We start from the raw sequence: 18971 nt of genomic DNA, 5'->3' as shown, positions 1-18971 counted from the left end.
TTCAATCCCTTCCAGGACAACCTTTGATGCCGTTCCGAGTTCGATCGCTCGTCGAGTCGTTCCAGGCCGATCCTCGATGGTGGTACCGCGCGGCGGCTGCGGGGGGGCTCGGGTTGGTCCTGGCGATTCGGATCGTCTGGCAGGGGAGGGGGGATCTCTCGACGATCGAGATGGTGGCGACCCTGATCGCGATTCCCGGCGGCTTCCTGCTCGCTGGGCTGCTTCTATCGTCGAGCGACGAGATCCGCGCGGCGATTGCCGCAGACCGGCGCGTGAGCTAGCCCTACCGCTTGCTGTTCGGGAAGGGAATCTGGTCGATGCTGCTCTGGTGCGCCTTGATCCTCGTCGTGGGACTGCCTCTCGCGGTCTGGGTCGGGACGCAGACCTGGTGAGGAGGCTCCTCACTCATCCGGGCTGGAGAACTCGCTCAACGGCAGGTTGACCGGCCCCTGGCTGCGGGAGCTGCGGGCGACAGCCTCGGTGAATTGCATGTAGCGGGCGCCGGTGAGGAAGTCGGTCCGGGTGACGGGGCGTTCGCCTCGGATCGCGGCGATGAAGTCGGCCTCGACCTGCCATCCGCCGCGCTCGACCTCGGGGATGGCCACGGTGCGGAGGGGTTGATTCAGGCGGCCGACCTGGATCGTCTCCGATTCGAGGTCGTAGAGGAGTGTTCCCCGAGAGCCGTACAGTTCGATCGACGTGCCCAGGTTGTGCCGCACGACGCCGCTGAGGCGATAGATGCCGATTGACTCGTCTTCGTGCGTCGTGAAGACCTGGACCGAGTCGGGAGAGCCGACGCGGGCCTTCTTGCCCGTTTCCGGGTCGATCCGAGCGGGAATGGTGATCGCGGCTCGGGCCAGCACCTGCACCGGCGGGGGCGTCCAGCGCAGTGCGGTCTCGTGCAAGATTCCGAGATTGAGCATGTTGAAGCCTGAGTACCTCGTGATCTGTCGCCAGTGCAAGGGCGTCGTGCGGCTGGCCCACTGGTCGGAAAGCCCGTGCACGTGCACTTCGCGGAGCCTCCCGAGGAGGCCGCCGTCAATCAGGCGTTTCACTAACCGATCCCCCGCCAGGCCGAGCGGGCTGGGTACGATCATCGCTGTCAGATGTTTCGCTTCTCGGGAGCGATCGAGCATCCGCTGCGCTTCCCGGGCATTCATCGCCATGCGGGCCTGAGTCAAGACGTGCTTGCCCGCGTCGAGCGCTGCCAGGGTGATCGGGCAGTGCAAATAGGGCCATGTGCCGATGACGACGGCATCAATCGCGTCGTCCTCGACCAGGCTCTCCCACGACTCGTAAAGCGTCGGGATGTCCCACTCCCGAGCCACCCGGGCCGACGAGTCGCGACGCCGGTTGCAGACCCCCACCACTTTCACGCCCGGGATCGCCTGGAAGCCGGGCAGGTGCCGCTTCTGGGTGATCTGCCCGGCCCCGACAATCCCGATCCGAATCTGTCCGGCGGCCATGCCCGTCACCCTTCGATCCGCCCGAGGTCCACTCGACCCTCTGCCCGGCGGGCCGTCCCCCCGAGGACGCCCATCATAACCCGCCGAAGCCCTGGCGCAACCCGCTTTCCGGGGCCGGGTCAGGCCGATGCCAAACTCCCTGGCGTCTTCGCAGGGGGCCGTCGAGTCTTCGAAGACGCACTCTCCGGGGCCTGCGTGCGATTCAGGAGCCCCGGTTCTCGTCCTGATCGCCCGTCTCCAATGCCTCCGGCTCGCAGTCGAGGGCGAGCAGGCATCCCGGTTCCATCCGCAACGCCGGCGCCTCGCCCGGCCCGAGGACGAGCCGCCAGCCGCACTCCCGGACCCCGGGCTCTGACTCCACCGTGTCGGCCATCGCACGCAGCAGGTCGGCGAGCATCCGGAAGGATCGAGGGGTGCCCTCGATGCTGATCCGCGGCCCCGGAAACGTCGGAGGCCCTCCCGATCGAAGGGCGAGAGGACTTCCGGACGCCTGGGTGATGATCCGCAAAACATCGTTCATGATGATCATCCGTTGCTCATCGAAACCGCCGGCCGGGGTTGGCCGGCGGTCTCGCGGGAGGCGATCCGTCCTGAGATCGGCGGGTTGCGCGACGGCTCAATATCCGAAGTAGCCGCCGCCATACCCGTAGCCGTAGCCATACGGGAAGCCCCCGTAACCGATCGAGCCATACGGATACGAGACGCCATATGTGATCCGCCGCACGCCGATCGTTCCGTAAGGATAACCGCCACCGATCCAGGGCGATCCGTAGCCGTAGCTGTATGTCGGGTATCCGAGGCCCCAGCCCCCGTATCCCGGGTAGCCGACGCCACCGATGTTCAAGGAAAACGAGGTCGCCACGGGCAGACCGAAGCCGACGCTACTGTAGCCGACGCTCCGCACACCCAGGCCGCCGATGCCGAATCCGCCGAGGCCCCAGCCCGACCGGAAACTCGTCGAGGCGTAGCGGTTGACGCCGAACCCCGGCCCGTAGAGGGTGCCGAACCCTGGCCCAAGCGCCGAGCCGTAGAACCCGCCATAACGCGAGAGGCCAACTGAGGTCCCAAGGCCGCCCACTCTCGTGGTCGCAAAGGGTGATGCAAGAGCCGGTTGATATCGCATGCCGGTGCGAAGGCCGGTGATCGGGTTCGCCCTTGGCCCGTACTGGGCCATCGCCTCACCGGCGGCAAGGCTCGCGATCACCAGGCCAACGCCAAGACCACGCATGAGTATTCGATTGAGATGGTACATTGGTGCCTCCCCATGATGTGGCCGGCCTTGTCGATGCGGGAGCGTCGATTGCAACGGGCCGGCGTGCTCCAGGCGTCATCCCATTGTAGGGTTTCTTCCAGTCCCTGGGGTGCATTTCGCGTACCGAAGCATCCGGAGAGGCTGATTCCAAGGGTTCATTCAGAGATCATTCGGGATCGTCGTCGAGGAGATTGGCCGCGGTCCCGCCCGCGTCAATCGTCTGCGAGTTCGGAACGTCCGCATCTTCGACCTCGTTGGCGTCGGTCTCGGCAATGGGCTCGGCTGTCGGAGCGTCGCCAGAATCCTGGCGATACACCAGAATTCGGTCGTGAACGAGCAAGACGAGATCGGTCCGGCCGTCGCCATTCACGTCGCCGAGGGCCATTTCGCGGGGCTCGATCAGGTCGTCGAGGTTGCGGAATGACTTCTGCTCGAAGACCTGGAACGAGAGGCCGCGGGTCAAGTTACCATCGAGGAACGGAAGAATGTCGATGTAGTGGTTGATCGTGTCGGTGACCAGAATGTCGGGGATACCGTCGGCATTCAGGTCGCCGGCGATCAGGTCGGCAAGGCGGCCGTCCTGACGATCGGTAGCGAAGTTGGCGATCTGCTCTAGCCGACGCCCCCCTTCGCCGGTCAGGACGACGGCGAACTTGTCGGTGCCGCCGATCAGGAGGTCGTCTTTGCCGTCGCCGTCGAAGTCTCCCAAGTGCAGGCCGAGGAAGTCGATCGTGCCCACGGGCAACGTTGAGGCCAGGCGATAGGTTGCCCCGTCGTCCGGGCTTTCGAGGATCAGGAGGGACTTCGACGTCCGGTCGAGCATCACGATTTCCTGGTCCCCCTTGCCGTCGAGGTCGATCGCCGCGGCGGCCTGAAGTTGTGCGGTCGTCCGGCCCGAGTTGAACTGCTCGCGGACTTCCCACTGGCCCGATTCGTCGAGGCGGATGCTCCGGGCGAAGGTGCCCTGGGCCACGAGAAGGGCCTCCGCGTCTCCAAGCGTTGAGCGGGTCAAGGCACTCGGAGCGATTCCGGCGAGCGGGCCGGGGCGGCTCTCGCTGCGTTTCGGCGCGGCCTCGGCCCCTTGGCCGAGCAAGAGGGCAGGGGGGGCGTAGGGGTCGAAGATCAGGATGTCGAGCGAGCCGTCACGGTTCACGTCGAGGATCTGGATGTCCCGAGGAGGCCCGGTCAGGCCGTCGATCGGCACGGCGTCGGTCGTTCCCCAGGTCAAGGGGCTGAAGTCGCCGGTCTCAGAGCGCTTCAGCCCTCGGAGGGTGAAGACGTCCTTGCCTTCCACTTTCTCGCGGGCCAGGTAGATCACGGTTGGCTGGCCGTTCCCGGACAGGTCGCCGACGGTCAGGCCGACCGGGTCGCCGCCGAAGGTGGGCAGGGGGGTTGGGAAGCTAAGACGACCGTCCACCATTCGGCTCAGGCCGATCTGCTTCTCCTGTTCCGAGAGCACGAACAGCTCGTCCTTGCCGTCGCCGTCGAGGTCCGCCATCCGAAGCGACGAGCCGCCAACCAATCCCGGATACGTGGTGACGGCGCCGAGTCCCGAATCCGGGTCGTCTTGAAGCACGACGAAGACCTGAGCGTTCGTGGGGTCGGTCACCACCACGTCGGGCCGGGTGTCACCATCCAGATCCCCCACGGCCAGCGCCCGGTTTCGGGTCGTGCCGGGGGGTAAGGGATGAACGATCAGGCGTCCTTTCCGCTCCTCGTCCTGCGATGGCCCGTCTCGCAGTTCGTGGACCACAGCCCGGCCGGTCTGCGATTCGATGGTGAGCACCTCCGCGCCGGGTTTGCCATTGAGGTTACCGTAGGCCACGGCCCGCGCCTGGCCGATCTCGAACCGCTCCTCCGGGCCGAGCCGACCGCCGGGCCTCGAAAAGCGGACCCGGATGGGATATTCGTCGCCTCCGGAAAGCAAGGCCAGGTCGTCGCCGCCGTCGCCGTCGATGTCGACCAGTTTCAGCACTCCCGGCCTCGGCGCAGTGTGCGGCAGCCGATCGGGACGCCCGAGCGAGCCGTCCGCCAGTTGAAGAATCGTGATGATCTCCTGTGAAGTCATCAGCGTCAGGTCAAGTCGACCGTCCTGGTTCAGATCACCCAGGGCCAGAGCCGAGTTGCTCTCGGCCGCCGGGCCGGTCGGCACGCGGCGAGGCCGGCCGAACCGGGCGTCTCCCAGGTTGTACAGGACGGTCAGCTCGGCTGGCTTGCCGTAAAAGGCCAGGTCGATCTTGCCGTCGCCGTCGAGATCGCCGGCCTGGAGGCTGACCACCTCCTTATTGACCGGGATGCTCGTGATCCGCATCCGTTGGGTGCTGGTCAGCCGATTGGCGCCGAAGCCGAAGGCGCCGTCTTCGTCCGACGGTCCCTCGGTGGTCAGGAGCAGGTCGATTCGGCTCCGGGCGTTATTGGCGACCGCGACATCGTCCTTGCCGTCGCCGTCGAGGTCGGCGACCACCACGCCGCTGATCCGTGTGTCGAGCTTGTAAATCTCCAGCGGGAGAAAGCCGTAATACTCGGCCATTCGGACGGTTTCGTCGCCTCGGGATTCGGGGGCCTTGAGTCCCACTCCGGCTCCCCAAAGTGCGACCAGACAACTCCATACGACACACCGGCGCAAGAGGTCATCCATTGAATCGCGGTCCTTCCCTCTCTGGAGGGTCATGCTCGACCGAGCGGTCCCGTCCCCGGACTCCATGACCGGCGGAACCTGTGCTGAATCGAGCTTACGGCGGGGACCTCCGAATCACAAGCACCACGAACACCCTCGGAGTTCGCGGATGAGGTAAACCCTGACGCCGGTTTGAAGTCGGTCGATTCCTCCCTCGGAGAAATCAGTCCGCGTGTCGGGTGATTGTCAGCTATGCTTCATGGGACTTGCCGGACATCCGGTCCGGGGTTTGCGTCGACTTGCTCACGGTTCGGGCACGGCAGGTGCAACGCCTATTGCCGTCAGTTGGCCTGGCAACTGGTTTGACGCTCACGCCGTCCCTGTGGACGACACGCTCAAGAGTTTGCACCCAAATTGATTGCACACCGGAGTTTGCGACATGTGGGCCCTGGTTCGTTCGCTGTCGATGAACGTCGCTGTGGCAGCGATGCCGGGCCTCGTCCGCAAGGCGACGTCAGTGCCCCTGGGGATCGGGACCGTGGGTGATAGTTACACCGACGAGTACCGATTTTACGAGCCCGACCGTGCGACCGCCCTGAGCTGGGTTGAAATTCTTGCCCTGACTCGGTCCTTGAATTTTGGCAGGTTCGCACTCGATGACCTTGGTGCCCCTCGCCACCGCGGCTTCGCCTACAACTGGGCCCAGAGCGGAGCGACCTCCGACGATGCTTTGAACGCCGGCCAGCACACTGGCCTGGCCGAGCAAATCGGTGACGGGCTAGTCGATCTGGCCTTCGTCTTCCTCGGCGGGAATGACTTCATCGAGGCGACCGACGCGGATCGCCCCTGGATCGACGCCGCCGAGGTCGGCCGCCGCGCCTCGGCCAATCTGAACACGATCGTCTCCACCTTGCTCGACGCCTCTCCCTCCGTTCGAGTGATTCTGGCCACGGTTCCCGGTTTGCGAGGCTTGCCCGAGATTCGACACGATCTGGCTGCCGGCACGATTGACCCTCAGCGGCTCGATGCCCTCTCTGTGGCCTTGCGGCGCTTCAACGCCTCGCTTCGAGCCATCGTCCGCCGGGAGCCTCGCGTCGGTCTGGCCGACCTGGAGTTCGAGGCCCGCGTGGCGGAAGCGGTCTTGCCCCGCTTTGTGACCGTCGGCGGTCGTCGCCTCGATCGCCTCGTCCCCGGCAACGGCATCGGCCACCTGTTTCTGGCCGATGGCCGGCACATCGGCACGATCGGCCAGGGGCTAATTGCCCAGCGCTTCGTCCGCTCGGCCTTCGTCCACTTCGGCTTCGGCATCCCCCCCCTCACTCACCGTGAGATCGTCTCGCTTGCCGACAGCCTTGCTCCCACGGCCGAAACCGATCTGGTGATCGCCCATCCCGAGTAAGCCAATTACGTCCGGATCGAGGGCGTCTCGTTGCTTGAAGATCCAGGGAGCAACGGCTCTGCCCGTTGCTCCGGCCCGCCTGGCGATCCCTTCGTCTTTTTTGACACGCAACGAAAGAGTCCCCTTGAATTCCGCTTTTCAGCCTGACTATGATGCATTCCTTGTGAAACTGAGTCTCAATTGCATCGTCTGTCGCGATCGGGTTCGCCGCGATGCAACGAATGTTTGGGGAAGGTCAGTCCACTGATTTCCCCTGGCTTGAAGGATGGCACGCGCGATGAGACTGCGTCTCAACATGGATCGACGACCGGGCTTCACGCTAATCGAGTTGTTGGTGGTGATCGCCATTATTGGGGTGCTGATTGCCTTGTTGTTGCCGGCCGTGCAAGCGGCCCGAGAGGCGGCGAGGAGAGCCCAATGCACGAACAACCTGAAGCAGATTGGGTTGGCCTTGCACAACTACGAGAGTGCGCTGGGGGCGGTGGCTCCCGGCCGCATCCTGATTGAGTACGCTCCGGGTCAGTACACGGTGAACGGCGTCTTGACGATGATCATGCCGTTTCTTGAGGAGACGAACCTGGAGGGGGCCTATAACTACGACCTCGGGTACGACCACCTGAGCAATCAGACCGCAGCGACCACGCAGGTTGCCTCGTATGTGTGTCCGTCGACTCCGGAGGGGAACCGTTCGCTGGAGATGGTCAACATTTTTGGGACGCTTCAGACCCCCGGCGGACGAGCGGCGGTGACCGATTACTACGCCGTCCGCAACCTGAGAAACGGCGCTGGTCAGCCGATTGTCGGGTTCTTCGGGCTGCCGAATCCGACCTTCCAGACGATCCGCGATGGTTTGTCCAACACTTTCTGGTTTGTCGAGATGGGGGGGAAGCCAACCTTTTACCTGCGATCGGGAGCTCAGCCGACGGTTCCCAGTGATTTCAACTGGTATGGTCCCTGGGCCGGCAACAACGGGCTGGCGTTGAACACTTACACGGCTGATGGGCGGCTTCGGCCGGGTCCGTGCACCATGAATTGCAGCAACGAGTTCCAGCCGTATGCCTTTCACCCCGGCGGCGCGAACTATTCATTCGCTGACGGCTCGGTCCGGTTCATCAAGGAGACGATCCACCCCGATCTGTTCCGGGCGCTCGGCTCGCCTCGGGGCGGGGAGGTTGTCGATGCCTTCTGATCGGCTGCGATGGGTCACGCTCTCCGGGCTGATCGCGATGGGCCTTTTCGGCGGCTGCAACGGGGGCTCGATCGGCGAGGATCGCCTGCCTCTCGTTGCCGCCGAGGGTCGGGTGACGGTCAAGGGGGTCCCGGCGACCGGGGCTCAGATCATGCTGCACCCGAGCGATCCCGAGCTGATCGCGCTCGGCCTGTTCCCCCACGGAACGGTTGACGAGTCCGGAGTCTTCGCCCTCTCGACTTATGAACAGACCGACGGCGCGCCGGCCGGTCGATACCGGGTGACCCTCACCTGGCCCGACCTTGACTACCAGCCGAAGTCTCCCCTGGAACGCGAGGAGCTGGCGCTTGGCGTATCGCCTCCCGATCGACTCAAGGGCCGCTATGCCGACCCCGAGCAATCGGGGCTCGAACTGACGATTGACGGTGACGGATCATCCTCCCAGAGCCTTCTGCCTCTTGAGCTTCCCTGATCGTGTGACACCCATCGCCAAAGGGGCTGCGGCTGCGCTCTGCTCGGTTTTCGAGAACGCCCTCTCGACCGGCCTGGCCCTTGTTTCTCAACATCCCGATTGCTCCTGCGTCCCGTCCCGGTCCTGGACGGAGCCTCGACGATTCAACACGGGAACGACGCGTCATGTCCTGGAAGTCCCGATTCCGGAGCCTTCACCGCTGGCTCGCCCTGGCTGCGAGTCTGCCCTTGATCGTCCTGTCGGTGACGGGTGCCTTGCTTGTCTTCCCGGAGCAGACCCGCCGGATCGTCTCGGGAGACCCGCCGGGCGTGAGGTCGGAAGGGCCGTACCTTGCCCCAACCATCCTGATCGAAGCGATCGAGGCCGAGCTGCCCGAAGGAGATCAGATTGTCCGATTGCACTATCCTGCTCACCCCGGCGACCTGATGACGGTCAACACTCAGGAGCATCTCGTCCGCATCGACCCGTACACGGCCATTGTGCACCGGGTTTCGCCGTCGCTCCGCGACCCGGTCGTCCTGCTGACGAAGATCCATGTCAATCTGCTGGCCGGAACCGCGGGAGAGTGGGTGATTGGGCTCTCGTCGATCGCCTTGATGATTCTCTGCGTCTCGGGGCTGAAGCTTTGGTGGCCGGTGGGCCGATGGTCGAAACGTCTGATCACGGTGAAGCTCGACGGGGGATGGAAACGGGCGAATTACGACCTGCACCGGGTGCCGGGAATCGTCTTCGGGGCTTTGCTGATGGTCATTGCGCTGACCGGCGCGACAATGGCGTTCTGGAGTGTCTTCGCGCCGATCGCCTACGCGATCACCTTCTCCCGGCCGGTTCCGGAGCCGGACCGCGCTCCTCCCGCGGTCGTTGAGCGGCCGATTGGCGATCGTCCGATGCGATCCCCGGACGAGATTCTTGACCTGGCCATGCAGCGGCACCCCGGCCTCGAACCCCGACGAGTCTACCTGCCGACCGGAGGGGAGTCGCCCTACCGCGTCTTTCTCGATCCTCCGGGAGAACATGAGCTGCGGATCAACGAGGTCCGCATGAACTTCGACCCGGCCACCGGCGCGGTTCTGGTCGAGGAGATCCCCGCCGAGCGGCCTCGCGGCGATCGTCTGCTTCGATGGGTCATCCCGCTCCATTTCGGCACCTTCGGGGGCCTGCCGACGAAACTTCTCTACCTGCCGGCGACCCTTTCCCCGATCCTCCTGGCCGCCACGGGGAGCCTCCTCTGGTGGAACCGGAACCGAAGCCGCATGCGAGCCCGCCGTTTGGACGAGCGATTGCGGTTGCAGGATACTCAGGAACACCTGACGATGACGCAATGACCATCGTTCGAGTCAGATTCTCTCGGCCGAGCGAGCGAAGACACCGGAACGAGCCGAATTGCCTTTGTGTAAGCCGAACCCCGAAGTGGGTCTGTTTCTCCTCGACCGTGTGCACGGAAAACGAAGGGGGAACGAATCATGTCCATCAAGGTGATTTGCCCAACCTGTCAACAGGAGGGGTGGTTGCGTGAGGACTTCCGGGGAGATGCCATCACCTGCCCGGCCTGCAGCATGCGCTTCCGGGTGAAGGAGTGGATCATTCCGGCAGCATCGGAACGGGGGGCGGTTCCTCAAGGATCACCGACAAGGTCAGGCTCCGACACGACTGTCAGGCAGGGAGTGTCCCTTCGCGTCCGGCTCCAGGCGGCGTGTGGAGGCGCGCTGACGGGGGGTATCCTTGGCCTTCTCTCCTGGGTGAGTTCCTCGAACACGGCTTCCAAGCCGTGGTCCCCGCTGATGATCCTGGTCGTTTCGGTGTTCATGGGACTGCTCATGTTCGTCGTTCCTCAAGGACCGAGAACGGGGGGTGGGGGGAGCGGAGCGAGCGGCGGCTGGAGTGATGGCGGCGGCTGGGGCGATGGCGGTGGAGGAGGAGGTGGAGATGGAGGGGGCGGTGGGTAACGGCGCGGGATTGTGCTCATGACCCTGGCTCGTACATGGGCCTGGCTTGTCGGGTCGGGGGGAAATTTCCTACAATCCCCTGGCAAGAACGCCAAGGCGTGAGGCTCGACTCAACGGTATTGGGCTTAAGGGGATTGACGCATCACAAGGCCGGAAGCCCTTGCCTGATCGCAATTCCGGGAGATCAAGAGCGGCGCCGATGGCCGATCTGAAAAACATCGTCATCCTGGGCTCGACCGGATCGATCGGCCGCAGCACGCTCGACGTGCTGGAGCACGATGAGGGCCGTCGTCTTCGCGCCGCTGGCCTTGCCGCACATTCGAGCTGGCAACGTTTGATCGAACAGGCCCAGCAGCATCGACCCCGATGGGTTGCCCTGACCGACCCCGAAGCGGCGGCAAGGGTCGATGGGCAGCTTCAAGGCACGAACACCGAACTCTGGATCGGCCGCGAAGGGCTGGTTCGGATGGTTCAGCAGCCCGAGGTCGATACGGTCGTCTCGGCGATCGTCGGCGCAGCCGGGCTGGAAAGCACCTGGGCGGCGCTGGAGGCCGGCAAGGCCGTTGCCCTGGCGAACAAGGAAACGCTGGTTGTCGGAGGCTCGCTGATCACCGAGCTGGCCCGCGAGCGCAACGCCCCGCTCTTGCCGGTCGATAGCGAGCACTCGGCCATTTTCCAGTGCCTGCGATCCGGAACGCCACGAGAAGTGCGCCGCGTGATCCTCACCTCCTCCGGCGGCCCCTTCCGCCGCAAGACGCGACGGGACCTGGAAGGCGTTACCCCCGAGCAGGCGCTCAATCATCCGACCTGGAAGATGGGGCCGAAGATCACGATCGACTCGGCCACCTTGATGAACAAGGCCCTGGAAGTCATCGAGGCTCGCTGGCTTTTTGATCTGACTCCGGATCAGATCGAGGTCGTGGTCCATCCCGAGAGCATCGTTCACTCGATGGTTGAGTTTGTCGACGGCAGCGTCATTGCCCAGCTTTCGCCTCCTGATATGAAACTGCCGATTCAGTATGCCCTGAACTATCCCGACCGGGTCGAAGGCCCCAGCCCCCGGCTCGATCTGACCCGGGCCTGGAATCTCCATTTCGAGCCCCCCGACCGCGAGACGTTCCCGTGTCTGGAACTCGGCTTCGAGGTTATGAGGCGCGGCGGCACCGCTGGTGCGGCGCTCAATGCAGCCAACGAGGCCGCGGTCAGTCGGTTTCTCGAAGGATCGCTTGCCTTTCTCGACATTCCTCGCGCCTGTCGGGCGGCGCTGGATCATCACGACTTTGACCCGAGGCCCTCGCTCCAGACGTTGGAGCGGGTCGATGCCTGGGCCCGTCAGGAGGTCGCGCGTTGGGTACCTTGATCTTCATCTGGACCGTCATCAAGGCGATCCTAGGCATCTCCTTTGTCATCTTCTGGCACGAGCTGGGGCACTTCCTCCTGGCGAAGTGGAATGGGGTTTATGTCAAAACCTTTTCCATTGGATTCCCACCTCGGCTGCTTCGTCTGTTCCGTTACAAGGAGACGGATTACGTCCTCGGTTCGGTTCCGCTCGGCGGTTATGTTCATATGCTTGGGGAAGACGAAGGGCAGACCGAGCCGCCGCCCGAAACGGAGAGCGAGACCGACGCCGAAGGCCAGCCCCGGTCGAACATTGAGCCATCGCTGGCGAATCATCCTGGCGCCTTCTTCAACAAGTCGGTCTGGGCCCGCATGGCGATCATCTCGGCCGGCGTGGTGATGAACGTCCTGCTCGGCGTTGCCTGCTTCGCCATCGTTTACATCGTGGGCGGTCGGATGGAAGCGCCGGCGATTGTCGGCGGCGTCGGTGCCGGAGGCCCTGCCTATCGCGCCGGCTTGAAGACCGGGGACGTCGTCACCACGATCGACGATGAGCGGGTCACGTTCGAGGATCTCAACCGGATTGTCATCCATAGCGGACCCGATCAGGTGCTCCGCTTTGTAGTGGAGCGTCCGGGCGAGGCCGAGCCGATCGAGTTGCCGATCCGTCCCGAGCGCGACGCCCTGGAAGAAGTGCCGAAAATTCGGGTCGCCTTGCCTCGGTCTCTGGAGCTGTTCTCCCAGGATCCCTTTCTTGCCCCTCCCGGCATGAAAGGGGAGCCTGAAGGCCAGTTCGGTCCCAGCGATCGGATCGTGCAAGCTGGACCCGTCGAAGGGGACCTGCGAGATCTCAGCACCCCTTACGAACTGGATCGCCTGCTCGATCAGTACCGCGATCAACCGGTCCGGGTGGTCGTCGAACGCGGTTCTGACTCCTCGGCCGAAGCGAAGGGGGATGCCGAACCCGACGCCGCGACCACCTCGGCTCGGGAGACGGTTATCCTGCCGCCGGTTCGGTTCGTCGATTTTGGCATGAAGCTGCAGACCGGGCCAATCGTCGCCCTTCGTGCCGGCTCTCCGGCCGAGGAGGCGGGGCTGGAGCCGGGCGACGTGATTGTCGCCTTCGACGGCAACCGCGACTTCGATCCGATGCGATTGCCTACCCTGGCCGCGGATCGAATTGGCGAATCGATCGTGCTGACTGTCCTCCGCGAAGACGAGGAACTCGACTTCAGCGTCGAGCCGGTCGAGGGGGAGTCGTGGTCACCGGCCATCTCCCCTGACTCTCCGCTGAATATCGACACCCTCGGCCTGGCTTTCCGCGTGGAGCCGACGGTTGTGGAGGTCCGTGACGACTCACCCGCCGCTCGGGCCGGCCTGAATCCGGGCGATGAGCTGACCGGCCTGCGTTTCACCTGGAAGCTGCAGGACGGGGAGACGGAGCCCCGCGTCGAGGAACTGACCTTTGGCCCTAGCGCCTCCTGGGTCTACGCCTTTGACTGGACCCAGCGCTACCCGGCTCAGTCGATCGAGCTGACTGTCGCCGGTCGCGATCGAGCCGAGACGATCACCCCCGAGCCGGTCGAGGGCTGGTTCTTCCCCTCCCGAGGCCTGCAATTGCAGCTCAATGTGGCTCCGATTCCGCCCTTGAGCGTTTCCGAGGCGTTCCGACGGGCCGGAACCGAGACGCTGGGCGTGATCACCTCCTTCTACACGTTGCTGCAGCGGCTTGCTGAGGGGCAGGTCGGCACCAAGGGGCTCTCGGGTCCGATCCGGATCGCCAAGGCGATGTACGATTTCGCCGGGGTGAACTTCATTGAGTTCCTGTACTTCATCGGCTTTATCAGCATCAACCTTGCCGTGGTCAACTTCCTGCCCATTCCCCCGCTCGACGGAGGCCGGATGGTCTTCCTCATCGGCGAGGCGGTCCGCGGTCGCCCCTTGCCCGATTCCTGGCAAGCCCTGCCGACCTACCTCGGCATTTTCTTCCTGCTGGGCCTGATGGTCTTTGTCCTGATCCAGGACACCCTGTTGACCTTCTTCTGACGCGGTGCTTGCTTCCGCGTGGCATGTTCGGGGAGGGGGCTTGCTCCGCGTGTTCGAGGGGCTGGTCCCCCGATTCAGGGAAGCGCTACCAGATGCCCGGGATCAGCTTGTGGCGTACCCGACTGGTGTAGGCCTCGTACCCGGGCAACTCGGCTTGCAGGGTCTGGTCTTCCCACTGCGTTCGCAGGACGAGCAGCAACGACGCCACACCGGCAGGGATCAGCGCCCAGAGCGAGCCCAAAGCGAGGGCCGTTCCCGCCGCAAAGAGGCAGGCCCCCACGTATCCGGGGTGACGCACCATCGCGTAGGGGCCACTGTCGATGACGACGTGACCCCGATCACGTTGAATGCGGACATGGACCTCGAAAAACATGTTCACGGCTTCCGCCCAGGTTGTCAGGCTCATTCCCGCCAGAACGAGGAGGTGGCCGATCCCGCAGACCCACCACGGGACCGGGAACCAATGAAACCGGGCGTCGTCGAGCGCCGCGACGGGGAGGATGGCCCCGAGGGCCGGGAAGAGGAAGAACCCCACGAGGATCCGGTCCCATCGCTTCGCCCCCTCCTGTGGTTGGCTCCTGGCGATGAGAACCTGAGGGTTGACCCTCCAGAGGATCAGGAAGACGACGACCCACGATGTCAGGACGACCAGGAGGAACAGCCAACCCTTCGGCCACGCCCAGGTTCCGGCGGGCAGGAACATCAGCAGTCCGAAGACGACGGGCATGGCCATCAGGCCCACAACCAGGCGGCGGATGTTGAACCGCTGAGGTGGCCGGTTCTGATTGTCGGTGTGAGTCACGGTTCACCTTGGCCTGGTTTCTGTCCGAGCGTTAGGGAAAGCTCGGGAAGGCCCGCCGAAGGCGTTCGATCACCTCGGCGCTCGGCGACCGGGAGGGGTCGGCCGACGGAGGCGGTGGATCGGGAATGCGGTCAAGATCAGGGCCGAGGTCGGCGGCGGCCCCGGCCGGGTCGAGGCGAACATCCTCGGGTTCGATGGTGCGGGGGTCGCGTTCGGGACCCAGTCGGGAAAGAAAGCCGATGTCGCCGTGGCGGGGCTCGGCTTCGGTCCGGCCCAGGGAGAGCGTCCACTCGTCGCGGTCGAGCACCACGGGAAGCGTACCGGGCTGCGCCGTCTGGTCGCGGCGGTATTCGTCGATCCGGTGATAGGCCACTTCGCGGCTTTCCACAATCCGGATGCGATCGCTCAGATCGTCAAGCTCTCCCTGGCCCTCGACCCGGAACAGAGCCCCACCATCGGGGCCGGTGGCGAGAATCGACTCCCGGGCCGTGATTTCTGCCCGGGGCAGGAGCGGCTGATCGGCCGAGCTGGAGAGCCGAACGATCCCCCCGTGGGCGACCACGGTTGCCCGTCGCAGGGAAAGGGCCAAGCGCGTCTCGGTTGCGTCGAGTTCGGTAAAACCGGGCGATCGACCGTGGCCGAGGACGAGGCTGCCGCCGCACGAGGCCACGACGTTCGAGAGCCGAAGCTCATCAAGCTGGGCGTCGGGGGCCACATCGACGAGATTCCCGACGCTTCGGATCAAGCTATCGACAATTCGAAGACCGGCAGGAGCGGCCGGGCCCTCGACCTCCGAGGGCAGAGTCCCCGGGATTCGGCCGAAGCCGGGGCCCATCGGATCCTCGGGCGGTTCGTCCGCAAGCAACCGGACGACCGTCGAGTTGACCGGGCCGTCGATCGTGACCGAGCAATCGACCAGTTCGAGCGTGGCGTCGGGATCGAGGCCGAAGGCTGCCCGAGGGCTCAGGGTCGATCCCACCACCGATTCACTGTCAAGCACCAGGTCAATCCCCCTCAGTTGCAGCTCGCCTTGAGCTTCAACCCGCATCAGGAACGACCAGCCATCCGATCCCACCAAACCCGGTTCCAACGATCGCAGCCGCAGCACCGGCCGATCCGCGCCGGGCTCTCCCTCGATCTCGACGATTCCCGAACCTGAGCGCATCCCGCTCGGCAGGTTGAGCCGCGCATCGGAGGCGATTCGAAGGACTCCACCCTTGGGACCAAGGTTTCTCAGTTGCTCCTGGAACTGCGAAGCCGTCCGGATGATCAACTCGTCAGCATCGTCCGTCTCCGGCATCGTCGGTTCGGGAACCTCGGTCACGCGGGGCATTTCTCCCCGATCCTCTCCCAGAACAGGACGCGGGAGCAGAGGGCCGACCAGCGTGGGAGCGAGCATGGGCGGTGCTTCGCCCTCGACCGGCTCAAGGGGCCGGGGACGCGAGGGTCCGGTCTCGTTCTGGATGCGGGGGGGCTCGTCGGGAGCCTCGGGCATCAGGACCATGGGGCCGGGGGTCATCGGATCGGTATCGAATCCGGTGATCCGGGCCGGGCTGGCCGTGTTGGTCGAGGCCGTGACCGGATCGGTGGCCGGCAAGACGGGCTCGATCGCGCCGGAGAGACTGCGACGGGCCCCCACCAGCGTGGAGCCCAGTCCCGGACGGGTTCGGTCGGCGGGAAAGACCCCCGCGACGGTCGGTCGGAACGCCTGAGAGGCGGTCATCTCCCCCCGGATCAGCGCGGCGGCCGGATCCGGCTCGGCCCAGACGTGCTCGGTCGTGAACCGTGATCGTGCCTCGGCGGTCGAGGGACTTCGGGCCCAGGTTTCGAACTCGAAGACGCGCGGTCGGCTCTTCGGGTCGTTCGTGGGCCAGAGGAAGATACCGATCCGCGCGTAGAGGTTGCCGAAGCCCATCCAGTGCAAGCGGTCGGGGTCGTCAATCGCCACCAGGGTCGGCGGACCGGCGGCAAAGGGGTCGAGCTCCTGAGTCGGGGCAAAGAGAGAGTCGGACACCTCGACCCGAGCATTGGTCGCCGCGAATCGGAGAATGGGATCGGCGCCGGCAAGCATGCTCACGTGATCAAGCACGAGACGGGCCGGTACCTGCTGAATGACCTGCGGGGCCGGTTCGATTTCGGTTCCGAAATCGAACGAGAAGGCGTTCGGGCTAGGTGGAGCGTTGTTGAACCAGACGGCCGGTCCCCGAGCGGCGACCAGACAGTCGCGCAGGCCCAGGGTCATCAGACCCCGCGACGAGATGCCGACGGTGCCGCCAGCGATCGTGCAGGTTTCCAGCACCACGGGCATGGCTGCGGGGACCGGGTCGCCACTGTTCAACGCTGCCGGACTTGGGCCGATCAATTCCAGGGCTGCCGGCTGCCCCGAGCCCCGGAGAAAACAGCGGCTCAGGGTCAGTGCGGTCCCTTCGGCCTGGATGGCCGGGCCGGTCGAGGCGCTTCCCGATCCGAGCTGGAACGTCAGCCCCTCGATCGTCACCCGCCCGCCGACAAAGTGCAGCAAGGGCCGAGCCGAGGAGGAGAAGCCGTCGGTTGCCGCCAGCTCGACCACGGGCCGGGCGCCGTCGGCGGCCCGAATCGTCACCTCGGCCCGAATCGGGGCCTCTCCCTCGCTGGCTGGAGCCAGGCGGTAGGGTCCATCGTCTGCCAGCACGATGGTCGAGCCGGGGGGCTCCGAGCGGAGGACCATTCGCAGATCCTCATCGGAGCGGACCCGACGCTCGCGCGTCTCGGCCATCTTGCGAGCCGGGCCGGTTGCCTCGTCCACACGGTTCGGCACCACGGCCGAGCGTGCCGGATCGGGTGGAGCCGCCGGGGAAGTTCGATCCGGGCCAATCAGGGGATTCGGAACACTCGTGCTTCCGGAGGACGACGAGGAGGAACTCAGCGACGACGACGAGGCGACCGAGTCGATCAGCTCATCCGGCGTCATTGGAAGACCCGGACTGGTCGGTCGATCTTGCCCGACCCAGATCAAGACCCCGACGACCAGGAGCAGGACCCCTGCCGGCAATCCCCAGAACAGGTGCCGTTCCCAGCCGGGGGCTCGCGGGGCGGCGTTGATCCAGACCAGGCCCTCGGGGCTGATCGACCGCAACCCCAACGCGCCGGCCAGGGTGAGCAGATCCCGCACCAGTTGCTCGGGCGTCTGATACCGCCGGTCCGGGTCTTTCGCCATCAATTTCAGGACGATCACCGCAAGGTCGGACGGGACCGAAGGATTGAGGACCCGGACATCGGGCGCCGGTTCTTCCCGATGGCTCAAGAGCTTTTGCAGCACGGTGCCGCCTGGGAAGGGCGGCTGACCAGTGAGCATGTGATAGATGGTGCATCCGAGGGAATACAGATCGCTCCGCACATCGACCGATCGCGGGTCGCGGGCTTGCTCGGGGCTGATGTAGTCGAACGTCCCGAGGGTCATGTTGCTCTGGGTGAGTCCCTCGTCGGCCCCTTCGCGCTCGAAGCGACGGGCCAGGCCCATATCGACCAGCTTGGCCCGCCCTTGCGGTGTGACGATGATGTTTGACGGCTTGATGTCTCGGTGCACCACACCTCGTTCCGAGGCATGAACGAGGGCCCCGGCAATCTGGAGCGTGAAGTTGATCGCCTCAGACACCGGCAACGGCCCACGCTGCTCGACGCGCTGGCGAATCGTTGTGCCGTCAATATATTCGAACGCAATATAATGAAGCGACTTGTCCTGCCCGATCGTGAACACTCGGGCGATGTTCTCGTGATCGAGCCGTGCCGCCGCGCGGCCTTCCTGATAAAACCGCCGGACGTTTTCGGCCTCATGCGATTGGCCTGGGGGCAAGACCTTCAGCGCCACGAACCGATCGAGCCGGACGTCGAGCGCCCGGAAAACGGCCCCCATGCCTCCCACGCCGATCGCCTGCTGAATCTCAAATGAGTCCAGCCGGTCGCCGTTTGACGGCAGCCCCACCTCCATCGGGCCCCGTCCCAGGCCCCCCCCGGAACCAGGGCCGACCACCAGCCGAGACCCCGAGCCCATTGCCGAACCCATGCCAGAGCCAGAACCGGAGCCCGACCCCGAGCTTCCCGAGGGTGCCCGGCGCACCGTCGGCGCATCGTCGGCCGACAGTTCGGCCCCGGCCCCCCCCTCCTCGGGAGATGGACCGGCCGGCCAACTTCCGGTCGCCGACGGCGATGCTTCGGGTTTCGGATGTTCTGGGGTTCGATCCTGCATCGGGCCGTCTCGCTGTGGCAAGCGGATCGGGTCGAGGGCGGCTCTTTCGGATGGTCGCAATCCCTTGCGCCCACGATGCGACGGGCGACGCGATCAGACGGGCAGAAGACTTTCGGCGCGTCGGAGCCCAACGGTAAACTCTAGAGAGGCAGACCGAAGGTGTCAACCTCCGTCAGCCAACCCGCCCCTGCCGCTCAGTCCTTTGGGATCGGGCGGCTG

13 protein-coding genes are annotated in these 18971 nt (G+C 65.1%); 7 read left to right on the top strand and 6 right to left on the bottom strand.

Going from position 1 to position 18971, the window contains the following annotated elements:
- The first annotated feature begins 26 nt into the window (after positions 1-26).
- Positions 27-281, top strand: a complete 255-nt coding sequence (locus HG800_RS17350; protein WP_169977899.1) for a hypothetical protein — start codon at positions 27-29, stop codon at positions 279-281.
- A gap of 120 nt (positions 282-401) precedes the next feature.
- Here the strand turns inward: HG800_RS17350 and HG800_RS17345 are convergent, their stop codons facing one another.
- The 4 genes from HG800_RS17345 to HG800_RS17330 form a co-directional block, all read right to left on the bottom strand.
- Positions 402-1466, bottom strand: a complete 1065-nt coding sequence (locus HG800_RS17345; protein WP_169977898.1) for a Gfo/Idh/MocA family protein — start codon at positions 1464-1466, stop codon at positions 402-404.
- Positions 1467-1668: 202 nt separating this feature from the next.
- Positions 1669-1986 carry a hypothetical protein gene (locus HG800_RS17340; protein WP_169977897.1) on the bottom strand — a complete coding sequence of 106 codons (318 nt, stop codon included), beginning with the start codon at positions 1984-1986 and terminating at the stop codon, positions 1669-1671.
- A gap of 96 nt (positions 1987-2082) precedes the next feature.
- Positions 2083-2694 (bottom strand): hypothetical protein, encoded by a 612-nt coding sequence (locus tag HG800_RS17335; protein WP_169977896.1) that lies wholly within the window; start codon positions 2692-2694, stop codon positions 2083-2085.
- Positions 2695-2884: 190 nt separating this feature from the next.
- Entirely contained in the window at positions 2885-5356 is a 2472-nt protein-coding gene (locus HG800_RS17330) for an FG-GAP repeat domain-containing protein (protein ID WP_169977895.1), read from the bottom strand.
- Between the two features lie 418 nt (positions 5357-5774).
- On the opposite strand from HG800_RS17330, the gene HG800_RS17325 reads away from it, so the two are divergent.
- The 6 genes from HG800_RS17325 to HG800_RS17300 all read left to right on the top strand — a co-directional run bounded on the left by HG800_RS17325 (position 5775) and on the right by HG800_RS17300 (position 13725).
- A complete protein-coding gene (locus HG800_RS17325; RefSeq protein ID WP_169977894.1) occupies positions 5775-6734 on the top strand; it encodes an SGNH/GDSL hydrolase family protein in 960 nt (319 codons plus the stop codon).
- A gap of 277 nt (positions 6735-7011) precedes the next feature.
- A complete protein-coding gene (locus HG800_RS17320) occupies positions 7012-7923 on the top strand; it encodes a DUF1559 domain-containing protein (protein WP_261345949.1) in 912 nt (303 codons plus the stop codon).
- Positions 7913-8395, top strand: a complete 483-nt coding sequence (locus tag HG800_RS17315; protein WP_169977893.1) for a carboxypeptidase regulatory-like domain-containing protein — start codon at positions 7913-7915, stop codon at positions 8393-8395. Before HG800_RS17320 ends, HG800_RS17315 begins: the two co-directional genes overlap by 11 nt.
- Positions 8396-8559: 164 nt before the next feature.
- Positions 8560-9720 carry a PepSY-associated TM helix domain-containing protein gene (locus tag HG800_RS17310; protein ID WP_169977892.1) on the top strand — a complete coding sequence of 387 codons (1161 nt, stop codon included), beginning with the start codon at positions 8560-8562 and terminating at the stop codon, positions 9718-9720.
- Between the two features lie 820 nt (positions 9721-10540).
- Positions 10541-11701, top strand: a complete 1161-nt coding sequence (locus tag HG800_RS17305; RefSeq protein WP_169977891.1) for a 1-deoxy-D-xylulose-5-phosphate reductoisomerase — start codon at positions 10541-10543, stop codon at positions 11699-11701.
- Entirely contained in the window at positions 11689-13725 is a 2037-nt protein-coding gene (locus HG800_RS17300) for a site-2 protease family protein (RefSeq protein WP_169977890.1), read from the top strand. Before HG800_RS17305 ends, HG800_RS17300 begins: the two co-directional genes overlap by 13 nt.
- Before the next feature lie 85 nt (positions 13726-13810).
- On the opposite strand, the gene HG800_RS28030 is transcribed toward HG800_RS17300, so the two are convergent.
- Positions 13811-14527 carry a methyltransferase family protein gene (locus tag HG800_RS28030; protein ID WP_206352327.1) on the bottom strand — a complete coding sequence of 239 codons (717 nt, stop codon included), beginning with the start codon at positions 14525-14527 and terminating at the stop codon, positions 13811-13813.
- A gap of 31 nt (positions 14528-14558) precedes the next feature.
- The gene (locus HG800_RS17290) at positions 14559-18752 is read right to left on the bottom strand and encodes a serine/threonine-protein kinase (protein WP_169977889.1); all 4194 of its coding nucleotides are present in this window, start codon (positions 18750-18752) and stop codon (positions 14559-14561) included.
- Between the last annotated feature and the right edge of the window lie 219 nt (positions 18753-18971).

Source organism: Tautonia rosea (assembly GCF_012958305.1).
GTDB classification, from domain to species: Bacteria; Planctomycetota; Planctomycetia; order Isosphaerales; family Isosphaeraceae; genus Tautonia; species Tautonia rosea.
The sequence above is the reverse complement of the archived record's forward strand: the minus strand, read 5'-3'. Positions and strand labels throughout refer to the sequence as shown.